Source organism: Kitasatospora griseola (genome assembly GCF_014648555.1).
GTDB classification, from domain to species: domain Bacteria; phylum Actinomycetota; class Actinomycetes; order Streptomycetales; family Streptomycetaceae; genus Kitasatospora; species Kitasatospora griseola.
Genome location: NZ_BMRI01000001.1, coordinates 108,180 through 127,240, shown reverse-complemented (window position 1 = coordinate 127,240; position 19,061 = coordinate 108,180). Strand labels below are relative to the sequence as shown.

Genomic DNA, 19,061 nt, shown 5'->3' with positions numbered 1-19,061 from the left:
TCGACCTTGGCGAAGGCGGTGACGGTGCCATCGGTGTCGGACAGGGTGAAGTCCCCGGAGGCGAAGGAGCCGCGCAGGGTCAGCGCCTCGCTGCCGGGTTCGGGCACCCAGCCATTGCCGGCCGCGTTGGCGGTGAAACCGATGGTGTCGCCCCCGGCGAGGATCACCTCCAGCGAGGTGTTAGAGGTCTTGCGGATCTCGGTGTACCCGGACTGGGAGACCTCGGATGCCACGCCGGAGGTCCAGTTCGGGCCGAAGATCGGGGTTTGGCCGTCCTTGCTCGCCGCGGCCTTGGGGTCGCGCGAAGTGTTGGTGCGACCGACCGTCAGGCCGAAGAACGAGGCGTCGGTGGCGGAGACCGTCAAGTCACCGGTCAGGAGGTTGAGCGTGCCCGGGCCGACCTGCTGGGTCGCTGCGCCGGTCGCCTTCCGGTCGATGACGGCCTTGACGCCCTCGGAGGAGACGGCGGCGTTGTTCGGGCCGGTGAAGTCTGCGCGCAGCTGGACGGTGCCGTCGGGATTGACTGTTGATGTGGCGTTCCAGGTCAGCGACGGGCTCTTGCCGCTGTTCAGTGCGACCGGCCAACTCACCGCGCTGCCGCCGTTGGTGACGTCGGCGGCCGGGACGGTAGTCCACGGGTCGGCGTCGGAACGGCGCCAGGAGAAGCTCACGGCGTCGTACTTCGCGGCGTCGGCCTCGGCGATCAGCGGGAGGCGGGCGGCGGTGCGGGTGCCGTCGTTGGGCGAGATCACGCCGCCGGCGCCGACCTGGAAGATGTACGACACTGCCTCGGACTTGTTCTCGGCGTTGTCCACGGCACGGACCTGGAGGGTCTGAGTGCCGGCCTTGTCCGGGGTGACCGTCAGGTTGATGGGAGCCGTGGACCCGCCGGTGGGCACCTTCGTCCAGTTGGTGCCGTCGAGCGTCCACTCCAGGGTGCTCTGGTCACCGGATGGCGGGGTCAGGGTGAACACGCCGGACTGGCCTGCGCCCTTGACCCACTGCCCGGACGGGTAGTCGGTCGAGGTGATCGCGGACGGCGCGGACGGCGCGGAGGTGTCCACGGTGAAGTACGCCCACGGGGACCAGGTGTTGTTGTAGTGCATGCCGTCGTACGGCGAGGTGCGGAACCGGTACGTCTTGCCGTTGCTCAGCAATCCCGTCGGGACGGTCACCGAGGCGGGCTGGCCCGAGGCGACGTACGGGGAGACCAGGACGTTGCCGACCTGCGCGTTGGTGTCGTTGTCGAAGATCTGGAACGTGCCGTCGACCTTGTCGTTGTTCGGGTCGACGAAGGTGTCGCGCAGCGTCGGGGTGGTGGAGTTGACCCACCAGGTGCCGTTGCCGTCCTTGTAGAACGGCGAGCCGGCCTGCTGGTCGGTGCCGGTGTGCGGACGGTAGTTGTAGGTGACCGTCAGCTTCGGCACGTTCGAGCCGGCTTCGGAGGAGTTGACCTCCTTCCAGTACTTGGTGCTGGCCTCGTCCGGCGCGCGCAGGCCCATGCCGGCGGTCGGCTTCTTCGCCGAAGTCCAGCTCTGCACCAGGTTGGTGACGTCCGCGTTGATCCAACCGTCGTTCTGGCAGCCGGTGCGGCCCGCCGTCTCGTTCGACGAGGCCAGCTTGGACGACCAGGCGGGCTGCGAGGCCCACCGAGAGGCCGTGGAGGCGAGGCCGGTGTCGTACACGTCCCAGGCGTAAGCGGCGCAGTCGCTGTTGCCGGAGTGGAAGTTCCACAGGCTCAGCGTCGCGTTCATCACGAGCGCGTCCGCGATCGGGGCGGTGTTCCAGTTGATGAAGGCACGGGCCTCGCGCGAGGAGCCGTCCGCGTTCGTGCTGCCCGGGTTGCCCCAGTACAGCTCGGTGTCCGCGGACCAGTCGACCGTCTCACCCTTCTGCACCCGGGTGTCGAACACGTTGCCCAGCGCGATTGTCGACGGGTCGACGGTGACCGGGTACTGCGTCTTCGGATCGGCGAGGAACTTGGCGTCCGGGGTGAATACCAGGTCGATGTTCTCTCCGTGCTGGACGACCTTCAGGTCGACGGTCGCCCTGTTCGCGTGTTCACGGGATCCTTCCGCCACCGCGTTGGAGTCCCACATCACCGGTGCGGGCAGCACGGCCCGCTTCTCGCCAGTCTTCTTGTCGCTTAACAGTACGCTGCCGTCCGGCTGCGCCTCGACCTTCAGGCCTTTGGCCTTCAGCGGCATCGTGTACGAGTAACCGGCCATCGCAGGGCGCTGCTTGAGGACTGTGTACTGCTCGAAGCCGGTCCGGGTGGCTTCCACCACCAGGTCGGCGGCGCCATCGCTGATCGCGTCCTTGTATGTCGCCTTTGTCCCGTCCAGTTCAGGCTTCGGCAGGCCGCCCTTCCACTGCAGTTCGACCTGCTGGTCCCCATCCCCAACGGTCACCAGGGTGCGGTCCTCGCCCTTGCCCGCCTGCGAGTCCGCGAGCGACTTCGCGCGGGTGCCGCCGGGCGCGGCCAGCTTCAACCCTCCGGGATGTGCCTTCGGCGCGACCGAGCCGTCCGCCTGCTGCTGGAGCGTCAGATCCACGTCGGTCCACTGACCGTCACGCTGGAATCGCACCGGCCCCGCGAATAACTCCGTGGTCAGCGACCCGTCCTTGTTCACCCACGTCGTCGACGTGTCGGTCCGCTCGGACAGAGCCTCCACCCGCTGACCCGACAACCGCGCTGCGACCCGCGCCGACGGCACATCCGCCGCCGACGTGGCCCACTGCGCACCCTTCGCGCCTTGCGTCCCACTGGACTTGCCGGGCTTCGGCGCGGCAAGCGCGCTCTCCGTGCCGGCGAGCAGTGGCACCGCCACGGCCATCGCCAGGACGGCGCTCACCCCCCGGGCGCCCGGCAGCGTCAGCTGCCTGCGGTGCCCTGATATGCGTTCGCGCACATCTACTCCTTGTCATAGACCCATCACTCCGATAGGGCGTGCACGGATGCTAAAGCGGACGGAAAGCGGGCGGAAAGGGTGAAGATCTCCCCACATAGTGACAACGGGATCTTCTGGCAGGTTTAGCTGTGATCAAAGCGTGATTTGGCGTCACATGTCTTGGCCCAGAAGCTGTTTGATTCAGCCACTGGCAGGAGCCCGCGACCCGCCTTCGCGTCACGGCGCATCTGCTCGGCTGTGCTGACGAACCAGCCTGGGCGGCATGAGTCATCCCAGCCTGGCTGGGGCCGCGCCGTTCCGTCGGCATCGCTGGCGGCATCATCCGCAAGTGCCGTCCCAGTGGCCGAAGATCGGCCGCTCCTGTGTCCCCGGGGCGCCCGTCGGGGGCTCTCCGCTGCACTGTCCTCATGGCGGGGTGCGGCGCCGGACCTCCCAGCCACCAGCGTGCCGGGCCGACGTGGAACTGACTGACCGTCAGGTGATATTCATATCGGCAATCGCTCGCCGCTCTCGCGGACACTTCACCAGTGAGGAACCTCCGTGCCGCACGACCCCACCCGTCCGGGTCATCGCACCGCGCTGTCCACTGCCTGCCTGATCGCCACCGTCGGCCTGGCGCTCGGCGGGTGCGCGAAGCCGGCCGACGATCCACGCAGCGCGGCGGTGGAAGCAGCCGGGCAACCGTTGATGTCTCCATCCGCACTTGACGCTCCGTCGGCGTCGGCGTCCGTATCGGCCTCCGCCTCCACGGCGCCCTCTGCACCCGCGTCGGGCTCCGCGCCCGCATCGGCTTCGGGGTCAGCCACCGCACCGGCCCCCTCGGCGCCGCCCGGCGCCTCCAAGGCTCCTGGCCCCGTGGGCGGAGCGCCGGCAGGTGTCTCCAGCGGAAACGTGTTCACCGGCCTTGCCTTCGACACGTGCACCGCCCCGCCGCTGGCCACCATGAACGCCTGGCGCGGCGCCTCCCCCTACGGGGCGATCGCCGTCTACGTCGGAGGCAAGAACCGCGGCTGCGCGCAGCCGCAGCTGACCGCGTCCTGGGCCGGTGCGGTGGCAGGCTCGGGTTGGAAGCTGATACCGCTGTACGTGGGCGCGCAGCCGCCGTGCCAGACCGGCGCCAGCCCCGAGAAGATCACCGCCGCCACGGCGGTCTCACTGGGCGCGGCGGACGGCGCGGACGCAGTCGACAAGGCATCGGGGCTGGGGATGCGCCCGGGCAGCACGCTCTACCTCGACATGGAGGCCTACAACACCGCTGACACCGCCTGTGCGGACGCGGTACTCGCCTACACCCAGTCCTTCAACCGCGTAGTCAAAGCCCGCTCGTACCGGCCCGGCTTCTACGGCTTCGCCTCCTCCAGCGCCGCCAGTATCGCCAAGGCCACCGAAGCAGGCACCGCCGACATGCCCGAAGCCCTGTGGTACGCCAAGTACGACGGTGCCGCCGACACCACCAGCAGCTTCCCCTATGCCAGCGGGCTGTTCGCTAGCCATCGCCGCGCCCACCAATACCAGGTCAACCAACGCGAAACCTACGGCGGCGCCGCCCTGACCGTCGACCGCAACGCCTGGGACGCCCCCGTCGCCGTCACCAGCTGATCACCGACCCGAGAGGAGAATCGACAGCAGCACTTGATGGGACTGGTCAACAGGTCCGGGCATCCTGTCGGGCGCCGCCACAATCACCCACGGCCGCAGCCTGGAGTGCAAGCAAGGCTGTTACCGGAACCCTAGATGAATGAGTCCGATGTCCGGGCTGGCCGCAACCATGACGAAGGGTGCCGCTGGTTGGTTTGTGAAGACGAACCTAGACACCCTTCTGACGGCACTGTACGTGTTCATCGATCTAGGTGTGCATCTGCAACGCTCCATCGGAGCGAGACGCGGCTCCCGCGGCGTCAGCCGGCCGGGAGTTGGCGTGGCCGGCTCTCCAGGAGTCGACGTTCTCACTCTTCATCAAGGCCCTGGAGCCGGCTTGCCGGGATAGTAGAGGCAGGCGTCGCCGCAGCCCATGGTGATGACGTAGTCGGAGGGCCGGACGGCCTCGGTGGTGAGGACCTTCGGCCCCTGGGCGGAGATATCGATGCAGACCTTGGCCATTGCACCGCCGTAGCCGAGATCGTGGTGGACCCCGGCGACGGCGTCCCACGTCCGGGGCGGCGGCACAGCTCTGGAACAGGGGCACGACCGTCGGCACCGGTCGCTATCGTGAGCGGATGGTCGAAGTCCCGTGGGGCAAGCTGGCCTCGCAGCCCAAGGTCTCCGAAGCCCTCATCGCCATGCTGGTCCTCCGGCTGCGTCCGCAGGCGTTCCCGGTCGACGGGGCTGGAGGCGACGGGGGCCGCGATCTCTTCGAGTACACGGAGCACTCCGAGCTTATTAACTACGAGGCCAAGTCGTTCGCCGGCCGCATGACGAAGGGCCGGCGCAGGCAGGTGGTCGACTCCCTGGTCTCCACCGCCCGCCACCAACCCGACCACTGGGACCTCCTGGTACCGATCGACGCGAACCCGTCCGAACAGCAATGGTTCGACGGCCTCCGCAGCGAGTTCCCCTTCGTCCGGCACTGGCGAGGGCTCAGCTGGCTGAACACCCAGATCGCCGCCTTCCCCGATCTGGTGCGCTACAGCCTGCACAGCACCAGCGACGAGATCCTCCGACACATCGCCGAGTCCAGAGCCGAACGCGACACCCTGATGCGTGGGGTGCCGGACTTCGCAGAGCGCTACGCCGCGCTGGCCGCCCGCGCGCAGGAGGTCTCCCCCCACTACAGCCTGCGCGCCACCACCGCCCTGGATGGGGCACCGGTCGTCGAAATCGTCCCCAAGACCCGGCACATCGCGACGGAAGAGCTGATCAGCTTCAGCGGCCAGGTCTTTTTCAAGGAGGGCGACGCCGATCACGCCCGCCTTCGGCGCCGCTTCGAACGGGTCATCCGGTTCGGAGGCGACGACGTCCACCTGCCAGGAGAACACCTGCGGGACATCACGGTGAACGCGCCGGCCGCGCTCGGCATCAGCGGCCCCGTGGCACCGGGTGAACTCCACATCTCCGCGCCACGCGTCCCTCTCGACCCTCCGGCCGTCGCCTCCGTCATCGTGCGGGCGGAGAGCGGCCTTCCGGTCGCCTCCCTGCAGGTCAGGTTCACCCAGCGGTCCACAGGCACCAGCGGAGGGTGCCTCTACGGGGCCGACTCGACCGGTGTCTTCGAGGCCAGGTTGAGGCTGGACGCCCTCGCCCAGCGTATGCAGTTCCGGATGACCTTCGTCCCACCCGACCTCGCTATGCCGTCCGCCTACGTACCCGCGCTGCGGCTGATGGCGCAGATGCTTCCCGGCCGCTCGATGGAACTGGTCATGCGAGACCGGGACAGACCCGAACTCAGTGAACCGATTCCGGACTCGGTCTGCCTGATACCGCCCGAAGAAGCGCGGCGGTGGGCCGACGCGTTCGACGACCTCGCACGCCTCCAGAGCCTCACCGGCCACTTCTTCCCGATCCCTGACGGCTTCACCCTGCGCGACGCCCGCGACGTCGAGGACGCGCTCACGCTCCTCAACGGCGGCCGGACCCGGTCCCACGGCGGCACGGCATCCCTCGTGGTCGTCAGGCGCGAAGCCCTCGACCGCTTCTCTGCCGCGGCAGAGCCGCTGCGCATGGCGGCTGTCTACGAATGCATCGCCTACGACTTCGGCGGCAACCGGATCGACCTGGGGCCGATGGTCGAGGAGATCCGCGTGGAGCGCTTCCTCAACCTGCCACAGGCTCTGCGCCAGTTCGAGGAGGAGGGCGAGGCCACCGTCCAGATCCAACTCGCCCAGGACGACTCGGTGGTCCGGTACCTGGGCAGCAAGCCGCCGGCCTGAGGCCTCGGCGGGCCCCGGGTCAGCCGACCACCTCATTCCGGCGCTCGATCAGCAGGACGTCCCGCCACACACCTGAGCGAGAGGCAGAGCTGGCAAAAGATCGAACCTGTTGAGTCGGTAGCCCGCGAGCGAGGACTACTGAAAGTAGCGAGAGGGTGTACTGCCCAGTGCTGGCAAGGGCAACGAGGCGATCATCGCGAGTTCGATCTGCCCCTGCTCATTTCACACTCATTTCACATCGCGAGCCCCAGAGGTACTGCAGCCGACCCCTCTCTACGCGTTTCCGCAGGTCAGGACCCTGCCTGACCTGCGGAAGCGATGAGGGATCAACCTGCGTTTCCACAGGTCGGAGGGGGTCCTACAGGTCGTAGTACAGCTCGAACTCGTGCGGGTGCGGGCGCAGGGCGATCGGGGCGATTTCCTGGGTGCGCTTGTAGTCGATCCAGGTGTCGATGAGGTCGGTGGTGAAGACGCCGCCGGCCAGCAGGTATTCGTGGTCGGCCTCCAGGGCGTCGAGGACGGCGGGGAGGGAGGCGGGGACCTGGGGGACCGCGGCGTGCTCGTCGGGGGCGAGTTCGTAGAGGTCCTTGTCGACGGGCTCGGCGGGTTCGATCTTGTTCTTGATGCCGTCGAGGCCGGCCATCAGCATGGCGGAGAAGGCGAGGTAGGGGTTGGAGGCCGGGTCGGGGGCGCGGAATTCGATGCGCTTGGCCTTGGCGTTGGAGCCGGTGATGGGGATCCGGATCGCGGCGGAGCGGTTGCGCTGCGAGTAGACCAGGTTGACGGGCGCCTCGAAGCCGGGGACCAGCCGGTGGTACGAGTTGACCGACGGGTTGGTGAAGGCGAGCAGGGACGGGGCGTGCCGGAGGATGCCGCCGATGTAGTAGCGGGCGGTGTCGGAGAGGCCCGCGTACCCCTGCTCGTCGTAGAACAGCGGGTTGCCGTTGGTCCACAGCGACTGGTGGACGTGCATGCCGGAACCGTTGTCGCCGAAGATCGGCTTGGGCATGAAGGTGGCGGTCTTGCCGGCCCGCCAGGCGACGTTCTTGATGATGTATTTGAACAGCATCAGGTCGTCCGCGGCGTGCAGCAGGGTGTTGAACCGGTAGTTGATCTCGGCCTGCCCGGCGGTGCCGACCTCGTGGTGCTGGCGCTCCACGGTCAGGCCGGCGCGGCCGAGTTCGAGGGACATCTCGGCGCGCAGGTCGGCGAAGTGGTCGACCGGCGGGACGGGGAAGTACCCGCCCTTGTACTTGACCTTGTAGCCGCGGACGTCGCCCTCGGCGGAGCCGGTGTTCCAGGCGCCGGCCACGGAGTCGATGTGGTAGTAGGACGCGTTGGCGCTGGTTTCGAAGCGCACCGAGTCGAAGACGTAGAACTCGGCCTCGGGTCCGAAGTACGCGGTGTCGGCGATGCCGGAGGAGGCGAGGTAGGCCTCGGCCTTGCGGGCCACGTTGCGCGGGTCGCGGCTGTAGGCCTCGCCGGTGATCGGGTCCTGGATGAAGAAGTTGATGTTGAGGTGCTTCTCGGTGCGGAACGGGTCCAGCCGGGCGGTGGCGAAGTCCGGGACGAGGGCCATGTCGGACTCGTGGATGGCCTGGAAGCCGCGGATCGAGGAGCCGTCGAACATCAGTGTCTCGGTCGGGTCGAAGGTGTCGGCCGGGACCGCGAGGTGTTGCAGCACGCCCGGCAGATCGCAGAACCGGACGTCGACGAACTTGATGTCGTTCTCCGCGATGTACCGCTTCACCTCGTCGGCGTTGGTGAACATCCGTACTCCTCCTCGGCGTGCGCTCTGAGCCTCCGTCAGGGGCGACGGGGGCCCGGTGCAGGGGTTCACGATAGGAATGGGCCGTTTCCTGATCGTGACCCGACTGTTTCCAACATGTTAACCAGGCCGTTCCGGCGGGTGGCAAAGCGGTACGGCCCCGGGCAAATCGCCTGTCCTGCGGGTGACGTGTACCCAGGGTGGTTCAGACCATTCGCGGCAGTCGGGGGAATTCGGTTCACCCTCGGGGGATCCCGCCCCGGCGCGTCCCGCCCGCGGGCCCGCCACCGGATCCGCGGGTAAGCCCGGTTAGGGTGGGTCCGTGGACACCAGAGAAGCACTCGGATCGTGGATCGACGGCCCGAAGGCGGCCGCCGAGAAGATGGGCGCCGACTTCGGCTACCGCGGCGAGCGCCTCGGCCTGCCGCGTTCCGGCCCCGGCTCGATCGCCGGCCCCGGCCGCCGGATCGGTGCCCTGTTCGTGGACGGCTGGCTGGTCAGCCTGGTCGCCTACGGCCTGCTCGCCCAGGGCGACCGGAGCGCGGCCAACCTGTGGACGACCCCGCTGTTCTACGCCGTCAGCGTGCTGTTCCTGGCCACCACCGGCACCACCGTCGGCAAGCGCCTGTTCGGCCTGCGGGTGGTCCGGCTGGACGGCAGCCGCGCCACCATCCCGCAGGTGCTGCTGCGCACCTTCCTGCTCTGCCTGGTCATCCCGGCCGCCGTCTGGGACCGCGACACCCGCGGCCTGCACGACAAGGCCGTCGGCACCGTCGAAGTCCGGATCTGACCCTGCCGGAGCCCGGGAGTCGAAGCCCAGGAACCGAGCCCGGGCACCGAAGCCCCGGAACCGAAACCGGAAGCCCGGAAACCGGAGCCCGGACGCCGAAGCCCGGAAACGTCGAACGGCCCCGCTCGCGGAGAGGAATCTCGCGAGCGGGGCCGTGGTGTCCTACGGGGGAGTGGGCGCCTAGCGCGCGCCGCCCTTGGGCATCCGGGCGCCCTTCGGCATCGGGCCCTTGGGGATCGGCGCCTTCGACAGCAGGTCGCCGAGCGCCCGCAGCCGGTCGTTGGTCTCGGTGACCTGGGCGGCCGTGATCGCCCGCGGCAGCCGCATCAGGTGGATCTGCAGCTTCTTCAGGGGGATCTCGCCCTCGCCGTTGCCGACCATGATGTCGTGCACCGGCACGTCGCCGACGACGCGGGCCATCTTCTTCTTCTCGGACGCCAGCAGCGGACGCACCCGGTTCGGGTTGCCCTCGCCGATCAGCGCGATGCCGGCCCGGCCGACCGCGCGGTAGACCGCGTCCTGGTTACGGGTGACCGCCACCGGAGTCTGGTTGGCACTCCAGCCGCGGCGGATGTTGCCCAGCACCGCGGCGACTGCGCCCGGCTGGCCTTCCATCTGCCCGAACGCAGCCCGCTCGGCCCGACGGCCGAACACGATCGCGACCGCCAGCACTGCCACCACGAAACCGAGAATGCCCAGGTAGACCGGGTGGTCCAGGGCGAAGCCGATGGCGAGGAACACGCCGAAGGTCAGCAGGCCGACGCCGGCGATGATCAGGCCGATCTTGGAGTCGACCTGCTTGGTCATGACATATGCCTGGCGGATCTGTGCGAGCCGCCCAGGGGTATCGGATTTTTGCCTCGCCATACTGCTCATGGTACGGGGCGGGGGTGGCGATCATCCAAGGCGGTGCCGGTTCGGCGACCCTGGACTTTCCCGGATCCCGGCCCGGAGGCCACCGGGAGCTCAGGCGCTGCGCTCGGGCACCCGTTCGGGCTGCTCGCGTTCGACCGCCAGCCGGCGGTTCTCGCACACCGCCGCCCACGCGTTGCGGCGCGCGCCGCGGATCAGCAACAGCGTTTCGGCCCGCCGCAGGGCGGTCCTGAGTCCGGTACGCATGACCACACCAACTCCTCGACCCGGGTACCGCTTCAGCGTCCCGGACGCCCGTTACCGTACGGTGACCCGACCGTCAATGCCACGTGAAACGTCGGCGGTTAGCCCGGACAGCTCCCCGTACGCGAGGAGGGCGGGCCCGATCGGGCCCGCCCTCCTCGCAACACAGCGTCACAGCGTCACACCGTCACGGAGCCGCTCAGACCGCCGCCTGCGCGCGGCGCTCCAGCGCCTGCCGGTACAGCCGGCCGGCCCGGTACGAGGAACGCACCAGCGGGCCGGACATCACACCGGCGAAGCCCAGCTCCTCGGCCTCCTGCTGGAGCTCGACGAACTCCTGCGGCTTCACCCAGCGCTCCACCGGGTGGTGGCGCAGCGAGGGCCGCAGGTACTGGGTGATGGTGATCAGCTCGCAGCCGGCGTCGACCAGGTCGGCCAGCGCCTCGCTGACCTCCTCGCGGGTCTCGCCCATGCCCAGGATCAGGTTCGACTTGGTGACCAGCCCGGCCGCCCGGGCCTGGGTGATCACGTCGAGCGACCGCTCGTAGCGGAACGCCGGACGGATCCGCTTGAAGATCCGCGGCACCGTCTCGACGTTGTGCGCGAGCACCTCGGGACGGGACGAGAACACCTCGGCGAGCTGCTCCGGGACGGCGTTGAAGTCCGGGATCAGCAGCTCGACGCCGGTACGGCCGGCCTCACGGGCCGCCGTCATCGCGTGCACCTGGCGGACCGTCTCGGCGTACAGCCACGCGCCGCCGTCCGCCAGGTCGTCACGGGCGACACCGGTGATGGTGGCGTAGTTCAGGTCCATCGTGACGATGGACTCGGCGACCCGGCGCGGCTCGTCCCGGTCGAACTCGGCGGGCTTGCCGGTGTCGATCTGGCAGAAGTCGCAGCGGCGGGTGCACTGGTCGCCGCCGATCAGGAAGGTCGCCTCGCGGTCTTCCCAGCACTCGAAGATGTTGGGGCAGCCCGCCTCCTGGCAGACCGTGTGCAGCCCTTCCTTCTTCACCAGGGACTGCAGGGCGTTGTACTCCGGCCCCATCTTCGCCCTGGTCTTGATCCACTCGGGCTTCCGCTCGATGGGGGTCTCGCTGTTGCGGACCTCCAGGCGGAGAAGCTTCCTGCCGTCGGGTGCGACAGCGGACACGTGCGACTCCTAGAACTAGACGGGGTACCCCAAAGAGTACGCCGTTGCTTCGATGGCCTGCTCCGGGCCCCGGGCCTTCGTTCGGAAGGCAACACCGGGCACGGCGCGCCGATTCCGCGACCGCGAGGATCAGACCGCGACGGCCGGCTCAGGCAGCTCGGCGAACACCTCGCGCAGCGTGCGCTCCACCGTCCCCACCGCGTCCGACACCGAGAACGGCCGGGCCAGCTCACCGCTCAGCGACGCCACCCCGGCGTCCCGGATGCCGCACGGGACGATCTTGTCGAAGTACGTCATCTCCGGGTCGCAGTTCAGCGCGAAGCCGTGCATGGTCACGCCGCGCGCCACCCGCACCCCGATCGCCGCGAGCTTGCGGTCGTCGCCGCGCTGGCCCGCGTTGGACGGGGCGTACTCCGGTCCGGCGAGACGCGGGTCGATGCCCAGCGGCAGGCCCATCCGCAGCGTCAGCTTGCCGATCTCCACCACCTTCGACGGGTCCACCACCGCGCCCGGGATCGCCGCGCCCAGCTTCCACACCCCGCTGCGGCCCTCCACCCGGGCGGTCTCCACCCCGAACTCGGTGCACGCCCGGATCAGCGCCTCCTCCAGCCGCCGCACGTACGCCACCACGTCGATCGGATCCGGCAGCTTCACGATCGGGTACCCCACCAGCTGCCCCGGGCCGTGCCAGGTGATCTCCCCGCCCCGGTTCACCTCCACCACCGGCGTCCCGTCCAGCGGCAGGTCCTCCGGGTTGGTGCGCTTGCCCATCGTGTACACCGGGTCGTGCTCCAGCAGCAGCACCGTGTCCGGAATCTCGTCCGCGACCCGCAGCGCGTGCAGCCGCTGCTGCTCCGCCCACGCCTCCTGGTAGGGGACGGTCCGCTCGCCTATCCCCATCCGCACGAACCGCACGTTCTCGCTCACCACACGCTCCTGCCTGTCGGCCGGCTCAGCTCAACCTCGCCACTGTACGCCCGTGCCCGGGCGCACCCTTCCGGCACGGCTGATCGCTCCCACGCGCCCCCGGTGTCGCGCCCGCCCGCGTCTCTCATCCCGCTCATCCCGTGGCCAGCAGCAGGAGCCTCAGCGCCAGCTGCAGCTCCAGCGCCCGCTCCGGCTGGTTCCAGTCGCGGCCGAGGAGGACCTCGACCCGGTCCAGCCGCTGCACCACGGTGTTGACGTGGACGTGCAGCAGGTCCTTGGCCCGGGTCAGGCTGCCGCCGCAGTCGAAGTAGGCGCGCAGGGTGCGGACCAGTTCGGTGCCGCGCTTGGCGTCGTAGTCGAGCAGGGGGCCGAGGGTGGCGCGGACGAAGCCCTCGACGTCGTGGCCGTCGCCGAGCAGGACGCCGAGGAAGCCGAGGTCGGTCGCGCACGCGCCGTCGCCCTCGCGGCCGAGCACGTGCAGGGCCCGGACGCACCGCACGCCCTCCGCGTAGGCCGCGGCCAGCGGGACGGGCCCGCTCGCGGCGCGGCCGGTGCCGACGGTGACGGGCGCCCCGACCAGCCGGGCGAGGCGTTCCGCGGCGAGTGCGGCGACCGCGCCGTCGCCGGCGCCGTCGTGCGGGACGAGCAGGACGACGCCGTCGCCGAACTCGGCGCTGATGCCGCGCGAGCCGAACAGGTACCGGGCCGCCGCGCCCGCGAGCCGTTCCCGGGCGGTGGCGTCGGCGGAGACGGCGACCAGGACCAGGTGGGGGCGGCCCAGGTCGACGCCGAGGCGGCGGCCGCGGGCGGTGAGGCCGGCGGGGTCGCGGTCGGGGGCGGTGAGCAGGTCGGCCAGCAGTTCGCCGCGGACGCGGTTCTCGGTCTCGGCGACCGAGCGCCGCAGCAGGAGCAGCAGCGCGGTGACCACGCTCGCGCGTTCGAACACCCGTCGGTCGGCGTCGTCCAGCTCGGGTCTGCCGTGCAGCACGAGCGAGCCGAGCAGCTCCTGGCCGGCCAGGACGGCGCAGACCCACTCGGCGCCGTGCCGCACGGCGTGGCCGCCGGCGCGGGAGGCGGAGACGGCGTCGGCGAGGCCGTCGGGGGCGCCGCCGGGGCCGGTGAGCGGGGCGCCCTCCGCGTCGTGGACGGAGGCCTCGCCGTCGAGCAGCGCGGCGACCTCCGCGGCCACGTCGGCGACCTCCGCGCCGCGCAGGACGAGGTCGGTGAGCCGGTCGTGGGCCTGTTCGGCGCGCTGGACGGAGCCCGCGTGGGCGCGGATGACGGCGTTGGCGGTGGCGAGTTCGGCGAGCGCGGCGCGGGTGTCTGCGAGCGACTTGGCGGTGTCCAGGGCGATCGCGGCGTGCGCGGCGAGGGTGCACAGCAGCGCGACCTCGTCGGGGGAGAAGGCGCGCGGGGTGCGGTCGGCGGCGAACAGCACGCCGATCACGGTGCCGCCGAGCAGCAGCGGCACGCCGATGATGGCGACCAGGCCCTCGTCGAGCACGCCGGCGTCGATCTTGCCGGTGTGCCGGAAGCGCTCGTCGACCCGGTAGTCGTGGGAGGCGTAGGGGCGGGCGGTCTGCGCGACCAGGCCGCCGAGGCCGTCGCCGAGGCTGAGCCGCAGGGTCTGGAAGATCGGCGAGACGGAGCCGTCGGTGACCCGCATGTAGGTGTCGCCGGCCTGCTCGTCGGGGAGGGTGAGGTACGCGGTGTCGGTGCCGAGCAGCATGCGGGCGCGGCGGACGATGGCCTGCAGCACGGCGTCGAGGTCGCGGGAGGCGGCGAGGTCTCCGGCGGTGTCGAACAGGGCCGTCAGCTCGGCTTCGCGGCGGCGGTGCTGACGCATCGTCCGGTGCACCCGCAGGGCTTGCCAGGTGGCGTCGTCGATCTCGGTCAGGACCTGGGCGGGTGCGCCCTGCCGGCGTGCTTCGGCGAGGACTTCGCCGAAGTCCTCGGTGGCGGCGCCGGTCGCCAGCAGGTCGAGGAGTCGGCGCAGCGCCGGTGCGGCGGTGGTGTGGCGGTCCATTCGGTCTTCCCTGTCACTCGTGCCCCCCGTGGCCCCGTCGCCCGCGGCCCGTCGCACTGGGGCCTGTCCGGTCGATCCTGCCGGGTGCGCGACGCCGGATCATCCCGGCTGGAAGCACGCTGATCCGACAAGATCGAATGGACAGGCCCTGGACGGGCCGGGGCCGCGCCGCCGGGCGGGTGCCCGGTGACGCGGCCCTGATTTTGTCGGAATCGGTCAGACCGTCGTAGCGGCCTTCACGGAGTCCCCCCGAGCGGCGCCCGCCTCGGCGAGGTCCGTGCCGCGGGTCTCCCGGCCGCACAGCACGGCGAGGACGGTGATCGCGGCGGCGATCGCCACGTACACGGCGATCGGAGTGGCGCTGCCGTAGTCCTTGAGCAGCGCGGTGGCGATCAGCGGCGCGGGGGCGCCGGCCGCGACGGAGGAGAACTGGGCGCCGATGGACGCCCCCGAGTAGCGGGTGCGGGTGGCGAACAGTTCCGAGAAGAACGCGGCCTGCGGGGCGTACATCATGCTGTGGAAGAACAGGCCGACGGTGACGGCGGTGACCAGGGAGGTGAAGTCCTTGGTGTCCACCATGCCGAAGAACACGAACGCCCAGGCGCCGACGCCGACCGCGCCGACCAGGTACACCGGTTTGCGGCCGACCCGGTCGGAGAGCGCCCCGAACAGCGGTATCAGCGCGAACTGGACGGCCGAGCCGATCAGGACGGCGTTCAGCGCGGTCTGCTTGGGCAGGTGGGTGTGGCCGACGGCGTACGCCAGCACGAAGGTGGTCATCACGTAGTACGAGATGTTCTCCGCCATCCGCGCGCCCATCGCCACCAGCACGTCCCGCCAGTGGTCGCGCAGCACCGCCACCAGCGGCGGCTTCTGCTGCTCCGTGCGCTCCTCGGCGGCCGCCAGCGCCGCCTTGAACAGCGGCGACTCGTCCACCGCCAGCCGGATCCACAGCCCGACCATGACCAGCACCGCCGACAGCAGGAACGGCACCCGCCAGCCCCAGGACAGGAACGCCGCGTCCGACTGGACGGCGGTCATCAGCGACAGCACACCGGCCGCCAGCAGGTTGCCCGCCGGCGCACCGCCCTGCGGCCAGGACGCCCAGAAGCCGCGCCGCCGCTGGTCGCCGTGCTCGGAGACCAGCAGCACCGCCCCGCCCCACTCGCCGCCCAGCGCGAAGCCCTGCACCAGCCGGAGCACCGTCAGCATGACCGGCGCCGCCACGCCGACCTGGTCGTACGTCGGCAGGCAGCCGATCAGGGTGGTCGCCCCGCCCATCAGCAGCAAGGACAGCACCAGCAGCTTCTTGCGACCTATCCGGTCACCGAAGTGCCCGAACACCAGCGCGCCCAGCGGCCGGGCGGCGAACCCGATCGCGTAGGTCAGGAAGGACAGCAGGGTGCCCGTCAGCGGGTCCGACTTCGGGAAGAAGACGTGCCCGAAGACCAGCGCCGCCGCCGATCCGTACAGGAAGTAGTCGTACCACTCGATGGTGGTGCCGATCAGTGAGGCGGCCACCACCCGGGGAAGGGAGGCGGGTCTCGCGAGTTCGGGAGAGGCAGCCATCGGGAACTCCCTGGCGTGAGGTGGGGGGGTGAGGGAGGTTCAGGACCCTATCGGTCCGCGGCGGGTGCGCTCAGTGCGCGGTCCAGCCGCCGTCCACCGGCAGGCTCGCGCCGGTGATGTAGGAGGCGCTCGGCGAGCACAGCCACACCGCCAGCTGCGCCACCTCGTCCGGTTCGATCAGTCGCTTCACGGCGGTGCGGTCGAGCATGATCTGCTCGACCACCTCGTTCTCGGGAATGCCGTGCGCCAGCGCCTGCGCGGCGATCTGCTTCTCCACCAGCGCGGTGCGCACGTACCCCGGGTTGATGCAGTTGCTGGTCACCCCGTGCGGGGCGCCCTCCAGGGCGACGGTCTTGCTCAGGCCCTCCAGCGCGTGCTTGGCCGTCACGTACGCCGACTTGAAGGCGCTGGCGCGCAGGCCGTGCACCGAGGAGATGTTGACCACCCGGCCCCACTCGCGCTCGTACATGTGGGGCAGGGTGCGGCGGAGGATCCGGAACGGGGCCTCCACCATGACCCGCTGGATCAGCGTGAACCGCTCCATCGGGAACTCGTGCACCGGCGCGACGTGCTGCAGGCCGGCGTTGTTGACCACGATGTCCGCGTCGGTCGGCAGCGCCTCCACCGCGTCCGGGTCGGACAGGTCGGCGACGTGCGCGACCCCGCCGATCCGCTCCGCCAGCTCCTCGGCGGGCCCGGCGGCCAGGTCGACGACGTACACGCGCGCGCCGGCCGCGGCGAACGCCTCCGCGCAGGCCCTGCCGATGCCGGAGGCGGCGCCGGTGACCAGTGCGGTGCGGCCGTGCAGGGAGGGTCGGAGGAGCGGGTCAGAAGTGGTGTCCATGGCCGAGAACGGTAGGAATCCGCGGGCCCCGCAACGATGTGGGCGGACACCACAGCATCCCCCTCCCGCATGGTGTCGCCCGCCATGCCGCCGGAAGGCGGGCAAAGGCCCCCGAACTCAAACACGCGGCGCCCGGGCTTCCTCAGAACGGGCGGGCCTGGTTCACCCGTTCGGAGGACGGGTGGGCCGAATCCACCCATAGCGTCCCAATGCTCGCTACATTCGCGCCGATTCCCGATCAGGGGGCGCTGTACCGGGCAGGAGGGGCCGGATCGGCGCCTGAGAGGTGTGGACTGCTATGCCCCAACGGCCCGTAATCGACAGCCCGGCGTACCGACCGCTCGACCCGCTCGGCCAGCGCCAAACCGGAGCGGACGAGACCCCTCCGCGCGCCGCCGAGCCGGCCGACCCACCGTCCGGCGGGCGCGCCCAGAACCCCCAACTCGCGGCACTCATCGAGGAATCCGGCTTCTCGCACGCCGGCCTCGCCCGCCGGGTCGACCAGCTCGGCCTGGAACACGGCCTCGACCTGCGCTACGACAAGACCTCCGTCACCCGCTGGCTGCGCGGCCAACAACCGCGCGGCGCCACCCCGGCGCTGATCGCCGAAGTCTTCACCCGCCGCCTCGGCCGCCGCCTCACCGCCCAGGACGTCGGCCTGGACGCCTGCGCGCCCGTCTACGCCGGGCTGGAGTTCGCCGAGACCCCGCAGGAGGCTGTCGACATCGTCGCCTCCATGTGGCGCAAGGACAACGGCCCCTACGCGGAACTGCGCAAGATCGCCTTCACCCCCGCCGGACTGGTCGTCCCCAGCCGCGACTGGCTGATCGGCCGCACCGACGAACGCGTCGCCCGGGACGGCACCACCCTCACCCCCGAGGAACTCCGCACACCCCCGCCCGGCGCCGCCGCCCGGGTCCCCCCGCAGGGCTCGCGCCGCCTCGGCGGCAGCGCCCTCGAACCCGCCGCCGCGGACGCCCGGGAGACCCGTCCCCCGGTCCGGGTCGGCCGCGGCGACATCGCCGCGATCCGCGCCGTCGGAGACCTCTTCCGGGCCCTCGACCACGCCTACGGCGGCGGCCACGCCCGGCAGGCGCTGGTCCGCTACCTGGAGAGCGAAGCCGAGCCCATGCTCCGCGGCCGCTACGGCGAACAGATCGGCCGCGCCCTGTTCGGCGCCGTCGCCGACCTCACCCGGCTGGCCGGCTGGACGTCCTTCGACATCGCCGCGCACGGCCTCGCCCAGCGCTACTTCGTGCAGGCGCTGCGACTCTCCCAGGCGGCCGGCGACCGGGTCCTCGGCGGCTTCGTGCTGACCACCATGAGCCAACAGGCCGTCCACCTCGGGCACGCCCGCGAGGCCATCCAACTCGCCCGGGTCGCCCAGCAGGGCGTCGGAACCACCGCCGCGCCCGTCGTCCAGGCCCTGATGCACGCCGCCGAGGCCCGCGGCCACGCCCTGGCCGGCGACGTCCGCGCCTGCACCACCGCCCTGGTCCGCTGCGAACGCGCCCTGGCCACCGCCCGCAGCGGCGACGACGTCCCGTCCTGGGCCCGCTACTTCGACGACGCCCAACTCGCCGACGAGTTCGCCCACTGCTACCGCGACCTCCAGCAGTGGCGCCCCGCCGCCCAGCACGCCGAGAAGTCGCTGCGCCTGCGCGCCCCCGCGTACGCCCGCAGCCGCATCCTGTGCCGTCTCGTCCTCGCCTCCGCCCGCCTCGGCATGGGCGACGTCGACGAGTCCTGCTCGATGGCCACCGACAGCCTCCGGGCGGCCGGCGAAATGCGCTCCGCCCGCACCGTCGAGTACCTCCGCGACTTCCACCGCCGCCTGGCGCCCTACCGCACGACGCCTGCGGCCCGCGCCTTCGAGGAGGCCACCCGGCAGGCAGGGGTGATTTAGATCCCGGGGCCGGGGAACGGCGGGGCCGCGCCTGCCGGTTGCCGCCGTTCCCCGGGCCCCCGAGTTCTCACGCCGCTGCCTCGACGACCTCCGGTTCCGTCCGTACCCCCAGGTCGCGCAGGACGGCGCTCGCGGCCCGCCGGCCCGAGGCGATCGCGCCGTGGAGGGTGCCGGTGTCGCGGTG

14 protein-coding genes and 1 pseudogene are annotated in these 19,061 nt (G+C 70.8%); 4 read left to right on the top strand and 11 right to left on the bottom strand.

Going from position 1 to position 19,061, the window contains the following annotated elements; all coding sequences use genetic code 11:
* Positions 1-2,912: DNRLRE domain-containing protein (locus IEZ12_RS37465; RefSeq protein WP_308430974.1), on the bottom strand; the 2,912-nt coding region annotated here is incomplete at its 3' end.
* A gap of 566 nt (positions 2,913-3,478) precedes the next feature.
* A complete protein-coding gene (locus IEZ12_RS00595) occupies positions 3,479-3,718 on the bottom strand; it encodes a hypothetical protein (protein WP_189270534.1) in 240 nt (79 codons plus the stop codon).
* Positions 3,719-3,854: 136 nt separating this feature from the next.
* Here IEZ12_RS00595 and IEZ12_RS00590 point away from each other — a divergent pair, with 136 nt between their 5' ends.
* The gene (locus IEZ12_RS00590; protein ID WP_229847158.1) at positions 3,855-4,511 is read left to right on the top strand and encodes a DUF1906 domain-containing protein; all 657 of its coding nucleotides are present in this window, start codon (positions 3,855-3,857) and stop codon (positions 4,509-4,511) included.
* A 375-nt stretch (positions 4,512-4,886) separates the two neighbouring features.
* Here the strand turns inward: IEZ12_RS00590 and IEZ12_RS00585 are convergent.
* Positions 4,887-5,015 (bottom strand): annotated as a pseudogene (locus IEZ12_RS00585) (phosphotyrosine protein phosphatase); the annotation flags it as partial.
* Between the two features lie 113 nt (positions 5,016-5,128).
* Here IEZ12_RS00585 and IEZ12_RS00580 point away from each other — a divergent pair.
* Positions 5,129-6,778, top strand: coding sequence for a hypothetical protein (locus IEZ12_RS00580; protein ID WP_189270254.1), 1,650 nt, complete (start codon positions 5,129-5,131; stop codon positions 6,776-6,778).
* Between the two features lie 358 nt (positions 6,779-7,136).
* Here the strand turns inward: IEZ12_RS00580 and glnA are convergent, their stop codons facing one another.
* Entirely contained in the window at positions 7,137-8,549 is a 1,413-nt protein-coding gene (glnA, locus tag IEZ12_RS00575) for a type I glutamate--ammonia ligase (protein WP_189270253.1), read from the bottom strand.
* Between the two features lie 319 nt (positions 8,550-8,868).
* Between glnA and IEZ12_RS00570 the strand changes: the two genes are divergently transcribed.
* Positions 8,869-9,336 carry an RDD family protein gene (locus IEZ12_RS00570; protein ID WP_043913576.1) on the top strand — a complete coding sequence of 156 codons (468 nt, stop codon included), beginning with the start codon at positions 8,869-8,871 and terminating at the stop codon, positions 9,334-9,336.
* A 180-nt stretch (positions 9,337-9,516) separates the two neighbouring features.
* Here IEZ12_RS00570 and IEZ12_RS00565 read toward each other — a convergent pair whose 3' ends face one another.
* The 7 genes from IEZ12_RS00565 to IEZ12_RS00535 form a co-directional block, all read right to left on the bottom strand.
* Positions 9,517-10,203 carry a DUF4191 domain-containing protein gene (locus IEZ12_RS00565; RefSeq protein WP_043913575.1) on the bottom strand — a complete coding sequence of 229 codons (687 nt, stop codon included), beginning with the start codon at positions 10,201-10,203 and terminating at the stop codon, positions 9,517-9,519.
* A gap of 99 nt (positions 10,204-10,302) precedes the next feature.
* Complete coding sequence (locus IEZ12_RS00560) at positions 10,303-10,455, bottom strand: hypothetical protein (RefSeq protein ID WP_167349403.1); 153 nt, start codon at positions 10,453-10,455, stop codon at positions 10,303-10,305.
* Between the two features lie 196 nt (positions 10,456-10,651).
* Positions 10,652-11,605, bottom strand: coding sequence for a lipoyl synthase (gene lipA / locus IEZ12_RS00555; protein ID WP_043913574.1), 954 nt, complete (start codon positions 11,603-11,605; stop codon positions 10,652-10,654).
* A 129-nt stretch (positions 11,606-11,734) separates the two neighbouring features.
* The gene (gene lipB / locus IEZ12_RS00550; RefSeq protein WP_083462466.1) at positions 11,735-12,535 is read right to left on the bottom strand and encodes a lipoyl(octanoyl) transferase LipB; all 801 of its coding nucleotides are present in this window, start codon (positions 12,533-12,535) and stop codon (positions 11,735-11,737) included.
* Positions 12,536-12,665: 130 nt separating this feature from the next.
* A complete protein-coding gene (locus IEZ12_RS00545) occupies positions 12,666-14,558 on the bottom strand; it encodes a helix-turn-helix domain-containing protein (RefSeq protein WP_189270252.1) in 1,893 nt (630 codons plus the stop codon).
* 216 nt (positions 14,559-14,774) lie between these two features.
* Complete coding sequence (locus IEZ12_RS00540) at positions 14,775-16,127, bottom strand: MFS transporter (protein WP_189270251.1); 1,353 nt, start codon at positions 16,125-16,127, stop codon at positions 14,775-14,777.
* Between the two features lie 70 nt (positions 16,128-16,197).
* Complete coding sequence (locus IEZ12_RS00535) at positions 16,198-16,971, bottom strand: 3-hydroxybutyrate dehydrogenase (RefSeq protein ID WP_189270250.1); 774 nt, start codon at positions 16,969-16,971, stop codon at positions 16,198-16,200.
* A gap of 298 nt (positions 16,972-17,269) precedes the next feature.
* On the opposite strand from IEZ12_RS00535, the gene IEZ12_RS00530 reads away from it, so the two are divergent.
* Entirely contained in the window at positions 17,270-18,877 is a 1,608-nt protein-coding gene (locus IEZ12_RS00530; RefSeq protein WP_229847113.1) for an NsdA family TPR-like regulatory protein, read from the top strand.
* Positions 18,878-19,061 lie beyond the last annotated feature (184 nt).

Coding starts and splice junctions, on each gene's coding strand:
- IEZ12_RS00590 (WP_229847158.1), top strand. CDS start 3,855: ATGAACGCCTGGCGCGGCGCCTCCCCCTACGGGGCGATCGCCGTCTAC.
- IEZ12_RS00580 (WP_189270254.1), top strand. CDS start 5,129: ATGGTCGAAGTCCCGTGGGGCAAGCTGGCCTCGCAGCCCAAGGTCTCC.
- glnA (WP_189270253.1), bottom strand. CDS start 8,549: ATGTTCACCAACGCCGACGAGGTGAAGCGGTACATCGCGGAGAACGAC.
- IEZ12_RS00565 (WP_043913575.1), bottom strand. CDS start 10,203: ATGGCGAGGCAAAAATCCGATACCCCTGGGCGGCTCGCACAGATCCGC.
- IEZ12_RS00560 (WP_167349403.1), bottom strand. CDS start 10,455: ATGCGTACCGGACTCAGGACCGCCCTGCGGCGGGCCGAAACGCTGTTG.
- IEZ12_RS00545 (WP_189270252.1), bottom strand. CDS start 14,558: ATGGACCGCCACACCACCGCCGCACCGGCGCTGCGCCGACTCCTCGAC.
- IEZ12_RS00540 (WP_189270251.1), bottom strand. CDS start 16,127: ATGGCTGCCTCTCCCGAACTCGCGAGACCCGCCTCCCTTCCCCGGGTG.
- IEZ12_RS00535 (WP_189270250.1), bottom strand. CDS start 16,971: ATGGACACCACTTCTGACCCGCTCCTCCGACCCTCCCTGCACGGCCGC.
- IEZ12_RS00530 (WP_229847113.1), top strand. CDS start 17,270: ATGCCCCAACGGCCCGTAATCGACAGCCCGGCGTACCGACCGCTCGAC.